Here is a 17,723-nt window from a genome sequence, read left to right on the forward strand (position 1 = left end):
CGGGCCAATTCGGACTAAATCGGATTATAACGGACTATACCGTGCTTCAGCCGGCGATGTCGGCCTCGGAGAAGAATTGCGCGATTTCGATCGCGGCGTTCTCGTCGGAGTCCGAACCGTGAACCGAGTTCTCGCCAATCGATTTTGCGTAGAGTTTACGGATGGTGCCTTCGGCGGCGTCGGCCGGGTTCGTGGCGCCCATCACTTCGCGGTATTTCGCGACGGCGTTCTCGCCTTCGAGAACCTGGACGACCACCGGGCCGGAGGTCATGAACTCGACCAGTTCACCAAAGAACGGACGTTCGGAGTGGACGGCGTAGAAGCGCTCGGCCTGTGCCTGAGTCATCTGGATGCGGCGCTGGCCGATGATGCGCAGGCCAGCCTGTTCGATGACGGCGTTCACGGCGCCGGTCAGGTTACGCTCGGTCGCGTCGGGCTTGATGATGGAGAATGTGCGCTGGACAGCCATTGGAGGTTCCTGTTGTGCGGAAATTGGAGTGTTGGGCGGGCCTATAGCGGCGCCCGCCCGAAGGGGCAAGGACAGAGCGCCGCGCTTGCGCACTCTTTCCTCAGGGCGTAGGGCCGGGCCAGTCCTTCAACCGGAAAGTTACCCAGATGAGCGCCCTGCCACCCTGCCCGAAATGCCAGTCCGAATTCACCTACGAGGACGGCGCCCTGCTGATCTGCCCGGAGTGCGGTCACGAATGGTCTGCCGATGCGGCTGCGGCCTCGGACAAAAAAGTGGTGAAGGATTCGAACGGCAATCCACTCGCCGACGGCGACACAGTCACCGTGATCAAGGACCTCAAGATCAAGGGCAGCTCGCAGGTCGTGAAACGCGGCACCAAGGTGAAGAACATCCGCCTCGTCGATGGCGACCATGACATCGATTGCAAGATTGACGGCATCGGCCAGATGGGCCTCAAGTCCGAGTTCGTGAAGAAGGCCTAGGCGCCCGCCTCTTTCCAGCCGCCGCTTCCGGTCTGTTGGAAGTAGCGCGTGACGAGGCCGGAATCCTTGGCGGCCTTGAAGGCTTCGCGGGCGGCGTTGCGGGCGTCCATATCGCCATCGTCGAACATCATCATGCAGCGCGTGTAAGGTGCGTCGACCGGCGCCTTCACACCGTCCATGAGGAATAATGCCGCCGCGCCGTTCTTGTTGTCTGCCTTGGCGGCGATCAGCACCGGCTGGCGCGAGGCATCGAGCCCCGGCGCCTCGGCCTGGCCATGCGGCAGGAACGAACTGTCATCATAGGTCCAGAGGGCCGCATCGAGCGCGGCCCGCCGGTCGGCGTTCGGGCTGACGGCCAGCACACGCCAGCCGACTTCGAGGCATTTGGACATGAGGGGCGCCGCCGCCTGTTCCAGCGTGGTGCGGGAGAGGTGGTAGAACCACCATTCCGGCTTCGGCGCCTCGCTCAAATCCTAGCCCTCGTAATTGTCCGCGATCCAGCGATCCAGAAGGCGCGGGCCGTAGCCGGAAGCCCAGCTGACATCCAGGGCCGGCTTCTCGCTTTCAAGCCAGGCAGCACCTGCGATATCGAGGTGAGCCCATTTCACGCCGTCCTTTACGAAGCGCTTCAGGAATTGCGCGGCGGTGATCGAGCCAGCTGCCCGCCCACCGATATTGCGCATGTCAGCGAACTTCGACTTGAGCAGTGCGTCGTATTCCGGCCCCATCGGCAGGCGCCAGACGCGCTCACCTTCGGTGAGGCCAGCCTTGGTCAGCTCATCCGCCAGATCGTCGCTGTTCGTAAACAGGCCCGCATGATGGTGGCCGAGCGAGACAACGATGGCGCCGGTCAGCGTGGCGAGGTCCACGATGGCTTTCGGCTTGAAGTGTTCCTGCGCGTACCAGAGCACGTCACACAGAACGAGACGGCCTTCGGCGTCGGTGTTCTGGACTTCGATGGTCTGGCCGGAGGCAGACTTCAGGATGTCGCCCGGGCGGATGGCGTTGCCGTCCGGCATATTCTCGACAAGGCCGATCAGGCCCACGGCATTCACTTTCGCCTTGCGCTCGGCCAGCGCCTTGATCGTGCCGGTCACAGCGGCTGCGCCGCCCATGTCGCCGCGCATGTCTTCCATGCCCGGGCCCGGCTTCAGCGAGATGCCGCCCGTATCGAAGCAGACGCCCTTGCCGACCAGGATCACCGGATCCTCGCCTTCCTTGCCGCCATTCCATTTCATAATGCCAAGCTGGCTTTCACGGACAGAGCCCTGCCCGACGCCCAGCATCGAGTTCATGCCGAGCTTGGCGAGTTGCTTCTCACCGAGGATTTCTACTTCGACACCGATCTCGGCCAGTTCCTTGATCTTCGCCGCAAAACTTTCGGGATAAAGGTCATTCGGCGGCATGTTGACCAGATCACGCGCCAGGGCAGTGCCTTGTGCGGCGGCGTCCAGCGGCGCGAAGGCGGCCTTTGCAGCTTTGGTGTCTTCCACAACGAAAGAGACTGACGTCAGGCTCGGCTTCTGGTCCGGCTTCAGCTTGGTGAAATAAGTGTCAAAGCGATAGGCAGCGAGTTTCGCGCCGACGCCCATCCGGGCGGCGTCTTCGGCGGAACCGGAATGGATTGCCATGGATTTGAAGCCGCTCATATTGAACGCCTTCACCAGATTGGCGCCAAGGCCTTCCAGGACGCGGGCATCCCGCTTCTTCGGCTTGCCGCCGCCGATCAGCACGGCGCGGCGCGCTTCGGCGCTCTTGGGCAATACGATCACAGCCTGCTGGTCTTTCTTTCCCGTGAAACGGCCATCGATGGCCGCGGTCAGAAGTCCGCCCGTTGAGTCGTCGAGCGCAGCAGCTGCCGCCGGCAGTCCGCCATCTTCATCGACGATAAATGCAAATACGTCAGCCTTGGCGGCGTCAGTGAAGGTGATTTTCATGTGAGGAATCTCCGTTTGAGACGGAAACTAAGCATCGACGCGCGCAGCGCAACTCGTTAGGCAGGGAAAATATGCCCGTTAACTGCCAGTTTCTGCTTTATTTCCCGGCACGTGACACACGATGACGAAAGTCCAGTCATACCTGTTCTATGAAGTCCTGCGGGCGGTCGCGATCATTGTCGGTGGCCTCGCCCTGCTGGCGCTTCTGGCACAGGGCCTCTCGCGAACCGATCTGATCCTCGAAAACCGGCAATCGGCGCTGACCTATTTCTACATCGTCATGCTGGGGTCGCCCCAGATCGTCGCTCTGCTGACGCCGCTCGCCCTGTTCGTTGCCGGTGTCTGGTCCCTCAACCGGATCCACAAGGACAGCGAGATCGTCGTGGCCCAGGCCGCAGGCATGACTCGGTGGCAGATCGCGTCGCCGATCATGCGGCTGGCCGTGCTATGTATGATTGCCCATCTGGGTGTGAACCTTTGGGTTCAGCCAATGGCGCAACGTGCCATGCGGGAAACTGTGGCTGTGGCGCGGGCAGACCTCGCCGCCGCGCTGATCCGGCCGGGCCAGTTCACGACCAATGGAGACAAGCTGACTTTCTATGCGCGTGAACAGGTGGGCGGTGAGCTGCGCGGGGTCCTGATCTCCGACATGACCGATCCGGTCTATCCGACCGACATTCTCGCCCGGAGCGCGGCACTGGTCGAAGTGGACGACCGCCCGACCCTTCTGCTGCGCGACGCCATCAGCATGCAGCTGGACGAAAACCAGCAGCTCGCCATCCTCGAATTTGCCCAATACCCGTTCGACCTCAGCGAATACATGAAGGAAGATTCCGATCTCGCGCTGAAGGCCTCGGACAAATTCCTGCACGAACTCTTCTTCGTCGACCGGACGAACTATTTCGAATTACGCGATGCTGACACCTTGCTGGCCGAGGCGAACACACGCCTGACTTCGCCACTGCTGAACATCGTCATGGCCCTCATCGCCATTATCGCTGTGCTGGGCGGGGATTTCAGCCGCAAGGGCTATGGCAGACGGATCGCGATTGCATCCAGCGCCGCAATCATGGTCCTGATCGTTCAGCTGGCGGCCCAGTCCGCTGCGGCCGATGATCCGGCCATGAACGCACTTCAATGGATCCTGCCGATCAGCATCATGTCAGGCCTCAGCTATATTTATTTCTCCCGCGGGCGGCACCTTGGCCGTGTGGAGCGACCGCAGATAGACCTGTTCCGCGGCGCAGGAGGAGCTAGCGCCTGATGCCGTTCGGATCCCGCATCCAGTTCTATATCCTGCGTGAGTGCCTGTCCGGCCTGGCGCTGGTGCTCGGCATCCTGTTGATCGCCATCCTCATGATCGATGTGGTAGAGCAGCTTCGCACCGTCGGCGGCGATGTTAGCCTCAGTCTGCTGGGCGCCCTGCAGCTCTCCATGCTCAAGCTGCCGCAGATCATGGAGCAGACCCTGCCATTTGCGCTGCTGGTCGCGTCCATGATGGCCTTCACGCGGCTGAACCGCCGCTCGGAACTGTCGATCATCCGAGCGAGCGGCATCTCAGCCTGGCGGTTCCTGGCGCCGGTCATCGTTCTCGGGCTGATCGCGGGCGTTTTTACCACGACCGTTCTGAACCCGATTTCGGCCAGGCTGACGGAATCCTTCGAAGTCACGCGAGCGCAGATCCTCGACAAGGGACGCACGGCGATGGCGGTGTCTGATACGGGTGTCTGGCTCCGTCAGGGCGACGACACCAGCCAGATCGTGATCCACGCCCAGCATGTCGACCAGGGCGGCGTCGTGCTGCGCAATGTGAAGATGATCGAGGAAGAACGTCTTTATTCCGGCAGCCAGCCGACGAGCGACTTCGCCTTCGCCCGCCGTATCGATGCCCAGCGCGCCACGCTGCGCGATGGCTTCTGGCAGCTGGAAAACGTTATCGAGAACATTCCGAACCAGCCGCCGGAGCGTAAAGCGAACCTCGCCATTCCCTCCTCGCTGGATGCCGTGACCCTGTTCGACAAGTTTGCATCGCCGAACACAATCGGGTTCTGGCGCCTGCCCCGTTTCATCCGTCAGACCCAGACCGCCGGCCTCGACGCGTCACGCTATCGCATGCGCTGGCATGCCCTGATGGCGACACCTGCCCTGTTCGTCGCAATGGCCCTGATCGGTGCCGTCGTCTGCCTGCGTCTGCAGCGCATGGGGGGAACATCGCAGCTCCTCGCGATTGGCGCGCTGGCGGCTGTCGGGCTCTATTTCTTCACCCAGTTTTCGACCAGCCTGGGGGCCACAGGTGCAGCGCCGCCTATTGTTGCAGCGTGGAGTCCACCGCTTTTTGTGCTGTTCTGCACGCTGGCTTACATCGCCTACCGGGAAGACGGCTGACGCGCATCCAGCCTTGACATGGCCTCGCCGACACGGCCATCACTCGCGCCCTTGAAGAGGTTACCTGCATGAAACTTGTCGTCGTCGAGTCGCCCGCGAAGGCCAAAACGATCAACAAATACCTCGGCAAGGACTATAAGGTCCTCGCCTCCTACGGGCATATCCGGGACCTTCCCTCGAAGAACGGTTCTGTCGACCCGGATAATGATTTCGAGATGGTCTGGGAGGCTGACTCGAAGTCTTCCAAACGTATTTCAGACATCGCAAACGCGCTGAAAGCAGCCGACACGCTGATCCTCGCGACCGACCCCGACCGTGAAGGCGAAGCCATTTCCTGGCACCTGATCGAAGCGCTGAAGAAGCGCCGCGCCCTCAAGAAGGACGTCGCGGTCGAACGGGTCGTCTTCAACGCCATCACCAAGAATGCCGTCACCACAGCGATGGAACAGCCGCGCCAGATCGATGCCGAACTGGTCGATGCCTACCTCGCCCGCCGGGCGCTCGACTATCTCGTCGGATTCAACCTATCGCCGGTCCTCTGGCGCAAACTGCCTGGCTCGCGCTCTGCCGGCCGGGTGCAGTCTGTCGCCCTGCGCATCGTCTGCGATCGCGAGAACGAAATCGAGATGTTCAAGCCGCAGGAATACTGGTCGGTCGCAGCCGATCTTCGTGCGCCTGACGGCACGGATTTCCAGGCGCGCCTGCATGCGCTCGATGGCAAGACGCTCAAGAAGTTCACGCTGGGCGACAAGGGAGAGGCCGACAAGGCACTCGAGGCGGTTCGCGTCGGTGGCTATTCCGTAAACTCGGTCGAGGCAAAGCCCGTCAAGCGGAACCCCGCCCCGCCCTTCATCACCTCGACCCTGCAACAGGAAGCCTCGCGTAAACTGGGCTTCACAGCGAAGCGGACCATGCAGGCCGCACAAAAGCTCTACGAAGAAGGCCGCATCACCTATATGCGTACCGACGGCGTGAACATGGCTGAAGAGGCCTATGTCGCCGCCCGCTCCATGATCCAGTCGAACTATGGCGCCCGCTACCTGCCGGAGAAGACGCGCTATTACTCTTCCAAGGCTAAGAACGCCCAGGAAGCGCACGAAGCCATCCGTCCGACAGATTTCAATCTCCGTCCGGAACAATACAGCGGCGACGATGACCTGCGGAAACTCTATACGCTGGTCTGGCGCCGGGCTGTTGCCTCCCAGATGGAAGCAGCGATCTTCGAACGCACGACGATTGACCTTCTTTCCAAAGACCAGCGCGCACAACTCCGCGCGACAGGCCAGGTCCTTGTGTTTGACGGCTTCATCAAGCTCTACACTGAAGGTCATGACGCCGGCGACGATGACGATGATTCCGAAAACCGTCTTCCCAAGATGGCTGAGGGCCAGCATGCGGACCTGCTGAAAGCGGACGCGACACAGCACTTCACCACACCGCCGCCGCGCTACACCGAGGCCTCGCTCGTCAAGCGGCTCGAAGAACTCGGCATTGGCCGTCCTTCGACCTACGCGTCCACGCTGTCCACGCTGGAAGATCGCGGTTATGTCCGCCTCGAGAACAAATCCCTGATCCCGGAAGACAAGGGCCGCCTCGTCACGGCCTTCCTTGAGAATTTCTTCCAGCGCTATGTGGAATACGATTTCACCGCCGGCCTCGAAGAGAAGCTGGACATCATTTCCGACGGAAAGCTCGACTGGAAAGCCTTCCTGCGAGATTTCTGGAAGCAATTCGCAGACGATATCGGCCAGACGAAAGACCTGCGCGTCAGCCATGTGCTCGATGCCCTCAATGAGGCCCTGGCCGTGCACGTATTCCCTGACCATGACGCAGACGGCAATGTAATCGAACAGCCGCGTCTCTGCCCCCTCTGCAAGGAAGGCGAACTGTCCATCAAGGTGGGCCGGTTTGGCGCGTTTGTCGGCTGCTCGCGTCACCCTGAGTGCAAATACACCCGCCAGTTCTCGTCCGACGGCGAGGAAGCCGGCTTTATCGATCCGGATGGCAATGAACTCGGCATTCACCCGGAGACGGGAGAAATGGTCTGGCTGAAAAGCGGACGTTTCGGCCCATATGTCGAGATGGCCAATGGCGAGAAGCCGAAACGCTCCTCCCTGACCAAGAACGACACGCCGCAGACGCTGACGCTGGAGCGGGCGGTAGAACTGCTCTCACTCCCGCGCGAGGTTGGTCCGCACCCGGAAGATGGCGAGATGATCTATGCGAACTTCGGGCGTTTCGGGCCTTATGTTCAGCACCTGAAGACCTATGCGAACCTCAAGGATCCGGCCGACGTCTTCAACATCGGCATCAATCGGGCGGTCGCCCTGATCGAGGACAAGAAGGCACGCGGCTCCAAGCGCGGCGGCGCAACGCCGCTGAAGACGCTGGGCGATCATCCGGACGGCGGCGCCATCGAGGTCTATGAAGGCCGCTATGGCCCTTATGTGAAGCATGAGAAGACCAATGCGACCTTGCCGAAAGACATCACGCCGGACGCCGTGACGCTGGAACAGGCCATTGAGCTGATCAACGCCAAGGCGGCCAAAGGCGGGAAAAAGAAAGCCCCGGCCAAGAAAAAGGCGCCCGCGAAGAAAAAGGCACCAGCCAAGAAAGCCGCAAAGTCGGACGAAGGCTGAGCCGGACTCCGGAAAACCAACAGGCCTGCGCCCCTTGCGGCCCTTTCGTTTCGGATGCTTAATATTCCGTGTTGTCAAAACACGGACGCTCGGCATGTCCGGTACAGAGAAATTCTTCTTTCTCGGGGCGGTGACGCTCGCAGCGCTTGTGATGTCTCAAGCATCGCAAGACAATGCTGTGCTCGCTTTGAACACGGCTGTATCGCTCCCTGAGGAAATGCCTGATGACGGCAACCCCTCACCACCCCTGACGATCCTGACCGTCTCGCCTTCCAAAACAGGATATCTGGACCACCTCTCAGCCTGCCCTGGCATGTCGACAGCCCATGCAGCTGATGTCGGTCCGGATCTTGAGGTGACGGACTTCAAACCCCTTGTTCTGGCCGCAGGTAAAGTTCGACTTGCGACCGCTCCGGTTGGTGGCGGATGCTTCTCGTCGGCTTACGGCATGCGGAATGGCCGCCTGCACAAGGGCGTTGATTATTACAGCGATAAGCCAGTTCCTGTTTATGCGGCGGCAGCCGGCCGGGTGCGTACCCGATCCTATCGCAATGACTATGGCAACATGCTCGTCATCGACCATGGCGACGGCGTCTATACGCGCTATGCACACCTGGAATCCTTTGCCGGAGTGGACGTTGGCGACCTTGTCGGACCCGGAGACCTGCTTGGAATCATGGGCAACACCGCGGGCTACAAGATCCCCCGCCACCTTCACTACGAAGTGCTGACCGGGACGTGGAAGCCCCGCCTCGGCTCATTTGCGCTGCAGCCCGCGGACGTGATGTCGCTTCCTGCGGCTGACGACTAGGAACCATTACCGCAAATCCTGCGCGCAATCCGGTACGATTCGCCTTATATGGCGGTCATGACATTCCCTGACCGCCAGACTGTTCTGGACTTTCTTCGCGAAAACCCCAGCGCCACCACCAAGCAGGAAATCGCCCGCGGCCTGAAGCTGAAAGGCAAGGAACGCGCGACCCTGCGTGAAATCCTGAAGGAAATGGAGGGCGACGGCACGCTGGAGCGCACCGGAAAACGCGCCTGGGCACAGGCGGACCGGCCGCCACCCACAGGCGTCGTTGAATTCACCCATATCGATGACGATGGCGAGCTGATCGGCAAGTCAGTTGGCGACAACGGCCTGTTCGGGCCGGAAATCCGCTATGCTGGCCCGTCCGGCAAGCCGAAGGCCAAGGCCCCAGCCGTGGGAGACCGCGCGCTGTGCAAGATCTCCGAGCGCGATGGCGAATGGTTGGGCCGCGCGATCACCGTGTTCGAGAAGAAACTCTCCGACAAGCTGGTCGGCCTCTACAGCCAGACCACCCGGGGCGGGAAGGTCGTTCCCTCCTCCCGCAAGGAGAAGCGCGAGTTCGTCATCCAGGAAGCGGACCGGAACGGTGCAGAGGAAGGCGATCTCGTCATTGCCGAGCCGAAACCCGTCGGTCGCCGCCAGTATGGCCCGGCGTTCGGGATTGTGACGGAAGTGATCGGCCATATCACCGATCCGCGCTCCGCCAGCCTGCTCGCGATCCACGCACACGATATTCCCACCGAATTTCCGGAAGCGGCGCTGGAACAGGCGCGCGATCCGAAGCCTGCTGCCGCGGAACGGGAAGACCTTACGGCCGTCCAGCTGATCACCATCGACCCGCACGACGCCCGCGACCATGACGATGCGGTCTGGGCGGAGCAACTGGACGATGGTTGGCGCGTGATCGTCGCCATCGCCGACGTGGCGGCCTATGTCACGGAAGGCTCGCCGTTGGACAAGGAAGCGCTGAAGCGCGGCAACTCCACCTATTTCCCGGACCGGGTCGTGCCGATGCTGCCGTTTGAACTGTCGGCAGACGAGTGCTCCCTGCGCGAGAACGAGCTGCGCCGCTGCATGGCGGTGGAGATGGTCTTCGACAAGTCCGGCACCAAGCGCTCCCACCGCTTCATCCGTGGCATGATGAAATCGGCCGCAAAGCTCTCCTATGAAGAGGCCCAGGCCGCAATCGACGGAAAGCCGGGCGGCAAGGCAGAGGAACTGCTGGACAGCGTCCTGAAGCCGCTCTGGGGCGCCTATGCGGCCCTGTCCAAGGCGCGTGACAAGCGCAGCCCGCTGGACCTTGATCTGCCGGAACGCCGGATCGTATTCGACACCGAGGGCGAAATACAGGGCGTCATCGCCAAGGAGCGCCTTGAAGCTCACCGCCTGATCGAAGAATTCATGATCCAGGCGAACGTTGCCGCCGCAGAAACGCTTGAGAAGGCCAACAGCCCGCTCGTCTACCGCGTCCACGATGTACCGACCGAGGCAAAGATCGCCGCCTTCGCCGAGTTCCTCCAGACCATCGATATCAAGTGGCATATCGGGGATCGTCCGCAGACGCACCGCTTCAACAAATTGCTCGAAGACATTCGTGGCGGCGTCTACGACGAGATGGTCACACAAATGGTTCTACGCTCACAGGCGCAGGCCATTTATTCCGAGGAAAACCTCGGCCATTTCGGTCTGAACCTCGCCAAGTATGCGCACTTCACCTCTCCGATCCGGCGTTATGCCGACCTGATCGTCCATCGGGCACTGATCCGCGCGCTGAAGCTCGGCCCGGATGGGCTGAGTGACCAGAACGCCGTTCGGCTGGAAGAGATCGCAGAGCACATCACGACCACCGAGCGCCGGTCCATGGCCGCCGAGCGCGAAGCGACGGACCGCTACCTCGCCATCTTCCTGGCAGACCGGGTCGGTGCGGAATTTGAGGGCCGGATTATGGGTGTGACCGGTTCTGGCCTGTTCGTGGCGCTGGCGGGTTCCGGCGCCGACGGTTTCGTGCCGATCTCGTCCATTTCCGACGATTATTGGGTACTGGACCAAGCTGCGATGGAGATCTACGCCCGCGGCAGCGGCAAGACCTATTCCATGGGCCAGACCGTGCGGGTGCGCCTGAAAGAAGTGACGCCTCTGCAGGGCGGCCTGTTGCTGGAGATGCTATCCGAGCCGCAACCAGCTCCAGCAGGCCGCGCAGCGGCACGCAAGGCGGCAGATGCCGGCTCACGTTCCCCTCGCGGCAGGGGTGGACCTCCACGGCGCGGCAAGCCCAAATTCAATAAAAAAACGCTGCCCAAGCACAAGCGGAGGAGCCGGAAGTGACCCCTGACGGCGAAAAAACAATACAAGACAGCGGCACCCAGCTGATCGGTACGGCTTTCGACAAGGAAAGCGACGACGAGGTCATTCTGAAGAATCAGCGCTCCCCACGCCCGAAGGATGCCGCGACCCTGATCCTGATCCGCCGCGATGCTGCAAAACCCCGGGTGCTCATGGGAAAGCGCTCAGGCGGGCACGTCTTCATGCCGGACAAGTATGTTTTTCCCGGCGGCCGGGTGGACCCGGATGATGGCCGCGCCGTGTCCTGGTGTGAGCTGAAGCCCGACGTTGAAGCGAAGCTGCGGATCAGCGCGCGGCGCCAGCCAAGAGCTTTTGCCCTCACCGCGATCCGGGAAACATTTGAGGAAACGGGGCTTCTCGTGGCGCGCCCCGCCGAGATGCCAGTTTCAGCGCCAAGAGGTTGGGACCGGTTCCATGAGCTGGATGCCGCCCCCCATCTCTCCCCGCTCACCTTCATCGGACGCGCGATCACGCCGCCCTACCGGCCACGCCGCTTCGATGCGCGATTCTTCATGGCCGACGCAGAAGAGGCCCTGATCGACGAACGCCCTCCGGTCGACGGCGCCGAGTTGTCAGACCTGCAATGGGTCACGCTGGAGGATGCCCAGAGCCTCGACCTGCCGAGCGTCACGCGCTTCATGCTGGGCGAGATCGATGCCCGGCTGAAAGCCAAGGACTACAAGGAAGGCCCGCCTTTCCTGCGCTGGACCCGTTCCGGCCACAGCACGGAGCGCCTCTAGACATCACTCCGCTTTGTAAGCTTCCAGTTCGATCTCGATCATGAATTCCGGCAGAGCCAGCCGCTCAACCTGAGCCCAGGTGCCGGTCGGAAACTGCTTCGTGAAAAGCGTGCTGCGATAACCCGACACTTCCAGGAAGCTGTCCATGTCGGTCGTGAAGACGTTCTCAACAACCACGTCGTCAAACGTGTACCCGTAGTGGCTCAGGACCTTTTCGAGGTCGGAGTACACGTTCTTCATCTGCTGCTCCATGTCCCCGACAGCCGTCGGATTTCCAGCATCGTCCATACTTACGGCGCCCGAAATCTTCAGTTCATGTCCAATTTTCACAGCGTGAGAGTATCCGTAAGCCGCCTCCACTTCCGGACGTAGCAGAAAATAGTCTGGTTCAGATTCCACAACAGGAACAGCTTCCGCCACTTCCCGCACAGGAAAACTTTCTGCCGTTGTGCATGCGCCGACAAAGCCCAGCGCAATGGCCGATACGGATACCGATTTCAAAAACGCATACTTCATCGCTGTCCCCTATTTTTGTAGTATGTCCCATAGCTTTAGCCGCAATTCCGGCTGACGCGACAAAAATAGAAGGTTCGCCAGCGGGTCGCTCTATCGAACCGCCTGCTTTCAGCAGATATCGATGGCTTGACTTAGCCCCCGCAGCCCGTCATTAAGCCGCTTTCCGATTTCAGACGCTAGCACAAGCGAGCCCGCGCCATGGCAAAACCCGCCACCATCAAGATCCGCCTCAACTCGACGGCTGACACCGGCTTCTTCTATGTGACGAAGAAGAACCCGCGCAACATGACCGAGAAAATGGTCCAGCGGAAATACGATCCGATTGCGAAAAAGCACGTCGAGTTCAAAGAAGGCAAAATCAAGTAATCACTCGATCCTTTTGGACTTTTGAAAAGCCCGCTCGTGACCCGAGCGGGCTTTTTCATTGGACCTCATCCCGGTGCAGATAACGCGTCTTGCGGATCGCCGGAAACAGGAAGGCCCATGCCGCCGCCACGCCGATGGCAGCTGCCCCGCCAGCGACGACCGTGAACGCAGCGCCGAGGAAGTGCGCCATGAAGCCAGCCCGGGCTTCTCCCAACTCGTTCGAAGCACCCAGAAAGACCGAATTCACTGCATTCACCCGGCCGCGAACGTCATCCGGCGTCCAGAGCTGCAGCAGGATCTCGCGGATATAGACCGAGACCATGTCGAAGGCGCCGATCAGTGCCAGCGCGAGAATCGACAGCCACGCAAGCGTCGAAGCGCCGAACACCATCGTCGCGAGGCCGAACAGTGCCACACAGACAAACAGGATGATCCCGGCATGATTGCGAATTGGAAACGCCGTGATGATCCCGATCATCAAAACCGCTCCGACACCGGGTGCCGCCCGCAGCAAGCCGAGGCCTGATGGCCCAAGCTCCAGGATGTCCCGCGCATAGATCGGAAGCAATGCCACCGCCCCGCCGAGCAGGACCGCGAACAGGTCCAGCGAGATCGCTCCCAAAACTACCTTCTCCTTCCAGACATAGGAGAAGCCGCCCAGCAGCGTTTTCAGCGTTGTCGGTTCCTTGGAGCTTTTCTGTACGGGTTTCGGAATGGTGAGGATGGTTGCCCCAGACACCAGGAACAGAGCCACAGCCGTCCCGTAGGCGATGGGCGCACCGATCCCGTAGATCAAGCCGCCAAGGACCGGACCGAGGATGGACGCGAGCTGCCAGGACGCGGTGATCCAGCCAACCGCATTGGCGAAGTCCTCCTTGGGTACCAGATTCACGGCCAGGCTGGACGAGGCCGGTGAATAAAACGCGCGGGCGATCCCGAATACAGTCAAAGCCCCGAGTACCCAGAACGGATCGAAATGGCCGGAGAGCGCGAGGCCCAAAATGGCCAGCGCACACCCCATCTCTACAAAGACTGCGAACCCCATGACGTTCCGGCGACCGAACCTGTCCGCTGTCACCCCAGTGACAACGACCAGAATCAGGGCTGGCAGGAACTGGACCAGCCCGATCCAGCCGAGCAGCGCGGCGTTCTGGGTCTGGTCATAGATTTGCCAGCCTACTGAGACTGAAACGATCTGGGCGCCAAGCGACGTGCAGAACCGCGAAAAGAAATAGCGGCTGTAGGCTGAATGCCGGAACGCGGAAAACCTGTCGGTCACGCCTAATCCCCTGAGCTGAGCGCCGTCTGTGGAGACAGCCGATCCCCAAGTCAATCAGGCGGCTGTGCTCTCGACCCGGTTCCGGCCAGTGGTCTTCGCCTGGTAAAGCGCCTGGTCAGCCCGCTTGGTCAGGTCGGCAATCGTATCCTGCTCACCGGAAATGGTGGAGACACCGACGCTGACAGTGATCTGGATACGAAGCCCGGCCTTGCCCACGATAAACGGGGCCACTGCAACGGCCCGGCGGATGCGTTCAGCAGCGGCGCAGGCCAGGTCCCCCGGCGTTTCCGGCATGATAACAAGGAACTCTTCACCGCCCGGACGGCAGACGATATCCATCGGGCGGACATTCTCGCGCAACCGGCTGGCGATCTCCTGAAGCACCTCATCTCCGGCGTCGTGGCCGTAGGTGTCATTCACGGATTTGAAGTGATCAATGTCTGCCATCATCACAGACACAGGGCGCCCGCCCATGACCGATCGCTGCATAAACTGGTGCAGCTGGCTCATCATGTAGCGGCGATTGTAGAGGCCAGTCAGCTGGTCGATGACCGACAGTTCCAGCCCCTTGTCCACACGGTTGCGGAGCATCTCAATATAGCGTGCGCGACGGGCTTGCGTGCGTACACGCACCAACAGCTCCTGCTTGTCGACGGGGGTCAGGATCACATCGCTGGCGCCGATCTCGAGCCCCTTGGCGGCCCGCACCCGGTCATCCGGATCGCAGATGAGAAGGATGGAGACAGCGCGAGTCGATTCCGTGACTTTGAAATGCGCGCAGAGTTTCAGCGCGTCGAAGGATTTGCTGGGCAAGGACAGGATCATGAGGTCCACGCCAAGGCGGGAAAGGTCCCCCATCGTACCGGCTTCGGCCAGCGTGACGACGGTGTGGCCCGCCTCTCGCAGGACAGCTGCGAGTCTTGCGGATGCCCTGGGATTGTCGTCGACTATGAAGATGCGTGCAGGCTTGTCGGAATCGTCCTTGCCGATTTCGTGGTCGAGCCCGCTGCCGAGGCCGTTGGCCTGCCTCTGGCGCAGTTCCGAAGCCACCGCATTGTAGCGCATCAGCGCGCCGACACGGGACATCAGGGCAAAATCGTCTACGGGCTTTGTGAGGAAGTCCTCCGCGCCGGCTTCAAGCCCGCGAACCCGGTCTTCGGTATCGCTGAGGGCGGTGACCATGACGACCGGGATGAAGGCCGTGGTAGGATCGTCCTTGAGGCGCCGGCAGACTTCGTAGCCATCCATGCCGGGCATCATCACATCGAGCAGGATAATATCCGGCAGCTCCTTGCGCGCGACCTCAAGGGCCTGCGGGCCATTTTCCGCCTGGATGACCGTGTAGTACTGAGCTTCGAGCTTCGCCTGCAGGAGACGCCTGTTGGCTTCGATGTCGTCTACAACCAGGATCCGCGCGCTCATGCTGCTTCCTTCGGCATGAGCGATTCCACGGCCTTGATGAAGGTCATGATCTGGATCGGCTTGGAGAGATAGCCTTCACACCCGGCTTCGCGCACGCGCTGCTCGTCGGCGCGCATGGCAAAAGCCGTGACTGCAAGCACAGGAATGTGGGCTACTTTCTCGTCGTCTTTCAGCCAGCGCGTAATATCCAGGCCCGAAACCTCCGGTAGCTGGATGTCCATGATGATGAGATCCGGCTGCTCCCGCCGGGCGATCTCGACCGCCTTCGCGCCATCCCTGCACTGGTAGGTTTCATAGCCGTAGGCATCCAACAGGTCGCAAAACAGGCGCATGTTGAGTTCATTATCCTCAACAACCAGCACTTTTCTGGCTTTTGCGTCTGCCATTTTTCCCCACGATTACGAGCGATTCGGAACGGACCTTACCGTACCAGACCAGCTATACGGCAAAAGCTTAACGGGTGTTTACAGGTCACTTCAGATTGCCGCCAGCTGCGGAACATGGCATGAACATATGATCATGAGCCTGTTATGCCGGGACTGTTTTCATTTTGACCATACCGATGCTGAAGCCTGCCCCAGCTGCAGCAGCCGTCGTATTGTCTGCCATCCGGCACTCCACAGGCTGGGCATTGCCCATATCGATTGTGATGCCTTCTTTGCGGCGATCGAAAAAAGAGACAATCCGGACCTGAAAGACAAGCCGGTGATCGTCGGCGGCGGCGAACGCGGGGTGGTGCTGACCTGCTGTTACATTGCCCGCCTGTACGGAGTCCGCTCGGCAATGCCCATGTTCCAGGCCCTGAAGCTCTGCCCGGAAGCGACGGTCGTGAGACCCAGCCGCAACAAATATTCGGAAGCCGCCGCCATTGTGCGGGAGAAGATGGAGGCGCTCACTCCGCTGGTGCAGCCGGTTTCGATTGATGAGGCCTATCTGGACCTGACGGGCACGGAAGCCATCCACAAGGCACCGCCAGCGGCATCACTCGCCAGATTGGCGGCGGAGATCGAGGACGCGCTTCACATCACTGTTTCCGTTGGTCTCTCCTCCAACAAATTTCTCGCCAAGACGGCCAGCGAGCTCGACAAGCCGCGCGGCTTCGCGGTGATCGCGCCGGAAGAAGCTGAAGCGATGCTGGCGCCCCGCCCCGTCGGTTTCCTCCACGGCGTGGGGCCCAAATTCGCGGCGAAGCTGGAACAGGATGGTTTCGAAACGGTCGGCGATCTCCAGAAAGCCGAGCTCAAGGCGCTGATCGGCCGGTATGGAGAAACGGGCATGTGGCTGAAGCGCGTGGCGCATGGCCAGGACAATCGCCCCGTCCGCACAGACGAGGAACGCAAGTCCGTGTCCACGGAAACGACCTTCCGGTCGGATACTGCGGACCATGCCGCGCTGGAGGACCAGCTCTGGAAACTTTGCGTCAAAACGTCAGACCGTGCCAAGCAAATCGGCGTCGTTGGCGCTGTGATCACACTCAAACTGAAGACGTCTGACTTCAAACCCCTCACACGCCGCGTTTCCCTGACCGAACCGACCCAGATCGCACAGTCCATCTTCCGCGCAGCCAGACCGCTGCTCGCACGCGAAGCAGACGGCCGCCGGAAATACCGGCTGATCGGTATCGGGCTCTCGGAGCTTTCTGACCACCGCGCCGACGAAGCCGACCTGCTGGACCCCCGTATCGCGCGGCGCGCCGCTGCTGAACGGGCCTCGGATGCAGCACGGGCCAAATTCGGCAAGCACGCAGTCATGACCGGGCGGGCCGCCCGGATGGACCATGAACGAAAGGAATAGGCGCCGGACGCTTGCGGCTCGCGGCGGTGTGCGGCAAGTCTGCTGCAGCTGATATCAATCCGGAGAATGATCCATGAGCACCCCTGAAGACCGCCTCGACGCCCTCGGCATCGCCCTGCCCGAACCGATGAAGCCGGTCGCCACCTATGTGCCTTACGTCATGACAGGGAACCTTCTCTTCATCTCCGGACAGGTAAGCGCCACGGCGGAGGGCCGGATGCTCGGCCGCCTCGGCGAAAACATGGAACTCTCTGCGGGCCAGCAGGCCGCGCGGCAGTGCGGGATCAACATCATCTCGCAGTGCAAAGCAGCCCTTGGCGACCTCTCACGCGTGAAACAGGTCGTGAAGCTGGGCGGGTTCGTGAACGCCGATCCCGACTTCAAGGATATCCCGCAGGTTATCAATGGCTGCTCCGATCTGATGGTCGAGGTCTTCGGCGATGCCGGACGTCATGCTCGCTCGGCAGTTGCCTGCCCTGTCCTGCCGCTAGGCGTGGCCGTGGAAGTGGACGCCGTGATCGAGTTCACCGACTAAGC

Annotated in this window: 17 protein-coding genes; 10 read left to right on the forward strand and 7 right to left on the reverse strand. The window is 61.1% G+C overall.

The features are described from left to right. Positions 1 to 46 precede the first annotated feature (46 nt). A complete protein-coding gene (gene ndk / locus R3C98_RS08285) occupies positions 47 to 469 on the reverse strand; it encodes a nucleoside-diphosphate kinase (protein ID WP_371313643.1) in 423 nt (140 codons plus the stop codon). 146 nt (positions 470 to 615) lie between these two features. Here ndk and R3C98_RS08290 point away from each other — a divergent pair, with 146 nt between their 5' ends. Then, positions 616 to 951 carry a zinc ribbon domain-containing protein YjdM gene (locus R3C98_RS08290; RefSeq protein ID WP_371313644.1) on the forward strand — a complete coding sequence of 112 codons (336 nt, stop codon included), beginning with the start codon at positions 616 to 618 and terminating at the stop codon, positions 949 to 951. Here the strand turns inward: R3C98_RS08290 and R3C98_RS08295 are convergent. Both R3C98_RS08295 and R3C98_RS08300 read right to left on the reverse strand, forming a co-directional pair. Further along, complete coding sequence (locus R3C98_RS08295; RefSeq protein ID WP_371313645.1) at positions 948 to 1,421, reverse strand: DNA polymerase III subunit chi; 474 nt, start codon at positions 1,419 to 1,421, stop codon at positions 948 to 950. The two genes, R3C98_RS08290 and R3C98_RS08295, sit on opposite strands and share 4 nt — an antisense overlap. Before the next feature lie 3 nt (positions 1,422 to 1,424). Then, on the reverse strand, positions 1,425 to 2,888 hold the full coding sequence (locus R3C98_RS08300; protein ID WP_371313646.1) for a leucyl aminopeptidase: 1,464 nt from the start codon (positions 2,886 to 2,888) through the stop codon (positions 1,425 to 1,427). A 121-nt stretch (positions 2,889 to 3,009) separates the two neighbouring features. Between R3C98_RS08300 and R3C98_RS08305 the strand changes: the two genes are divergently transcribed. The 6 genes from R3C98_RS08305 (at position 3,010) to R3C98_RS08330 (ending at position 11,809) form a co-directional block, all read left to right on the forward strand. Further along, the gene (locus R3C98_RS08305; protein ID WP_371313647.1) at positions 3,010 to 4,152 is read left to right on the forward strand and encodes an LptF/LptG family permease; all 1,143 of its coding nucleotides are present in this window, start codon (positions 3,010 to 3,012) and stop codon (positions 4,150 to 4,152) included. After that, on the forward strand, positions 4,152 to 5,273 hold the full coding sequence (gene lptG, locus R3C98_RS08310; RefSeq protein ID WP_371313648.1) for an LPS export ABC transporter permease LptG: 1,122 nt from the start codon (positions 4,152 to 4,154) through the stop codon (positions 5,271 to 5,273). Before R3C98_RS08305 ends, lptG begins: the two co-directional genes overlap by 1 nt. A gap of 68 nt (positions 5,274 to 5,341) precedes the next feature. Continuing rightward, entirely contained in the window at positions 5,342 to 7,912 is a 2,571-nt protein-coding gene (topA, locus tag R3C98_RS08315; protein ID WP_371313649.1) for a type I DNA topoisomerase, read from the forward strand. A gap of 94 nt (positions 7,913 to 8,006) precedes the next feature. After that, a complete protein-coding gene (locus R3C98_RS08320; protein WP_371313650.1) occupies positions 8,007 to 8,723 on the forward strand; it encodes a M23 family metallopeptidase in 717 nt (238 codons plus the stop codon). 57 nt (positions 8,724 to 8,780) lie between these two features. Beyond that, the gene (gene rnr / locus R3C98_RS08325; RefSeq protein ID WP_371313651.1) at positions 8,781 to 11,051 is read left to right on the forward strand and encodes a ribonuclease R; all 2,271 of its coding nucleotides are present in this window, start codon (positions 8,781 to 8,783) and stop codon (positions 11,049 to 11,051) included. Then, complete coding sequence (locus R3C98_RS08330; protein WP_371313652.1) at positions 11,048 to 11,809, forward strand: NUDIX domain-containing protein; 762 nt, start codon at positions 11,048 to 11,050, stop codon at positions 11,807 to 11,809. Before rnr ends, R3C98_RS08330 begins: the two co-directional genes overlap by 4 nt. Positions 11,810 to 11,812: 3 nt before the next feature. Here the strand turns inward: R3C98_RS08330 and R3C98_RS08335 are convergent, their stop codons facing one another. Beyond that, a complete protein-coding gene (locus R3C98_RS08335) occupies positions 11,813 to 12,325 on the reverse strand; it encodes a RidA family protein (protein ID WP_371313653.1) in 513 nt (170 codons plus the stop codon). A 198-nt stretch (positions 12,326 to 12,523) separates the two neighbouring features. On the opposite strand from R3C98_RS08335, the gene rpmG reads away from it, so the two are divergent. Then, complete coding sequence (rpmG, locus tag R3C98_RS08340) at positions 12,524 to 12,691, forward strand: 50S ribosomal protein L33 (RefSeq protein ID WP_045655784.1); 168 nt, start codon at positions 12,524 to 12,526, stop codon at positions 12,689 to 12,691. 55 nt (positions 12,692 to 12,746) lie between these two features. Here the strand turns inward: rpmG and R3C98_RS08345 are convergent, their stop codons facing one another. The 3 genes from R3C98_RS08345 to R3C98_RS08355 are packed head-to-tail and all read right to left on the reverse strand — an operon-like array spanning position 12,747 to position 15,778. Next, on the reverse strand, positions 12,747 to 13,970 hold the full coding sequence (locus tag R3C98_RS08345; protein WP_371313654.1) for an MFS transporter: 1,224 nt from the start codon (positions 13,968 to 13,970) through the stop codon (positions 12,747 to 12,749). A 54-nt stretch (positions 13,971 to 14,024) separates the two neighbouring features. Next, positions 14,025 to 15,392: a PleD family two-component system response regulator gene (locus tag R3C98_RS08350; protein ID WP_371313655.1), complete on the reverse strand. Its 1,368-nt coding sequence runs from the start codon at positions 15,390 to 15,392 to the stop codon at positions 14,025 to 14,027. Beyond that, a complete protein-coding gene (locus R3C98_RS08355; protein ID WP_035582534.1) occupies positions 15,389 to 15,778 on the reverse strand; it encodes a response regulator in 390 nt (129 codons plus the stop codon). The genes R3C98_RS08350 and R3C98_RS08355 overlap by 4 nt, the downstream gene beginning before the upstream one ends. A gap of 133 nt (positions 15,779 to 15,911) precedes the next feature. Between R3C98_RS08355 and R3C98_RS08360 the strand changes: the two genes are divergently transcribed. Both R3C98_RS08360 and R3C98_RS08365 read left to right on the forward strand, forming a co-directional pair. Further along, on the forward strand, positions 15,912 to 17,186 hold the full coding sequence (locus tag R3C98_RS08360; protein ID WP_371313656.1) for a DNA polymerase IV: 1,275 nt from the start codon (positions 15,912 to 15,914) through the stop codon (positions 17,184 to 17,186). 73 nt (positions 17,187 to 17,259) lie between these two features. Next, on the forward strand, positions 17,260 to 17,721 hold the full coding sequence (locus tag R3C98_RS08365; RefSeq protein WP_371313657.1) for a RidA family protein: 462 nt from the start codon (positions 17,260 to 17,262) through the stop codon (positions 17,719 to 17,721). Positions 17,722 to 17,723: the final 2 nt, after the last annotated feature.

It is taken from the genome of Hyphomonas sp., from assembly GCF_041398465.1.
In the GTDB taxonomy this organism is placed as follows: Bacteria; Pseudomonadota; Alphaproteobacteria; order Caulobacterales; family Hyphomonadaceae; genus Hyphomonas.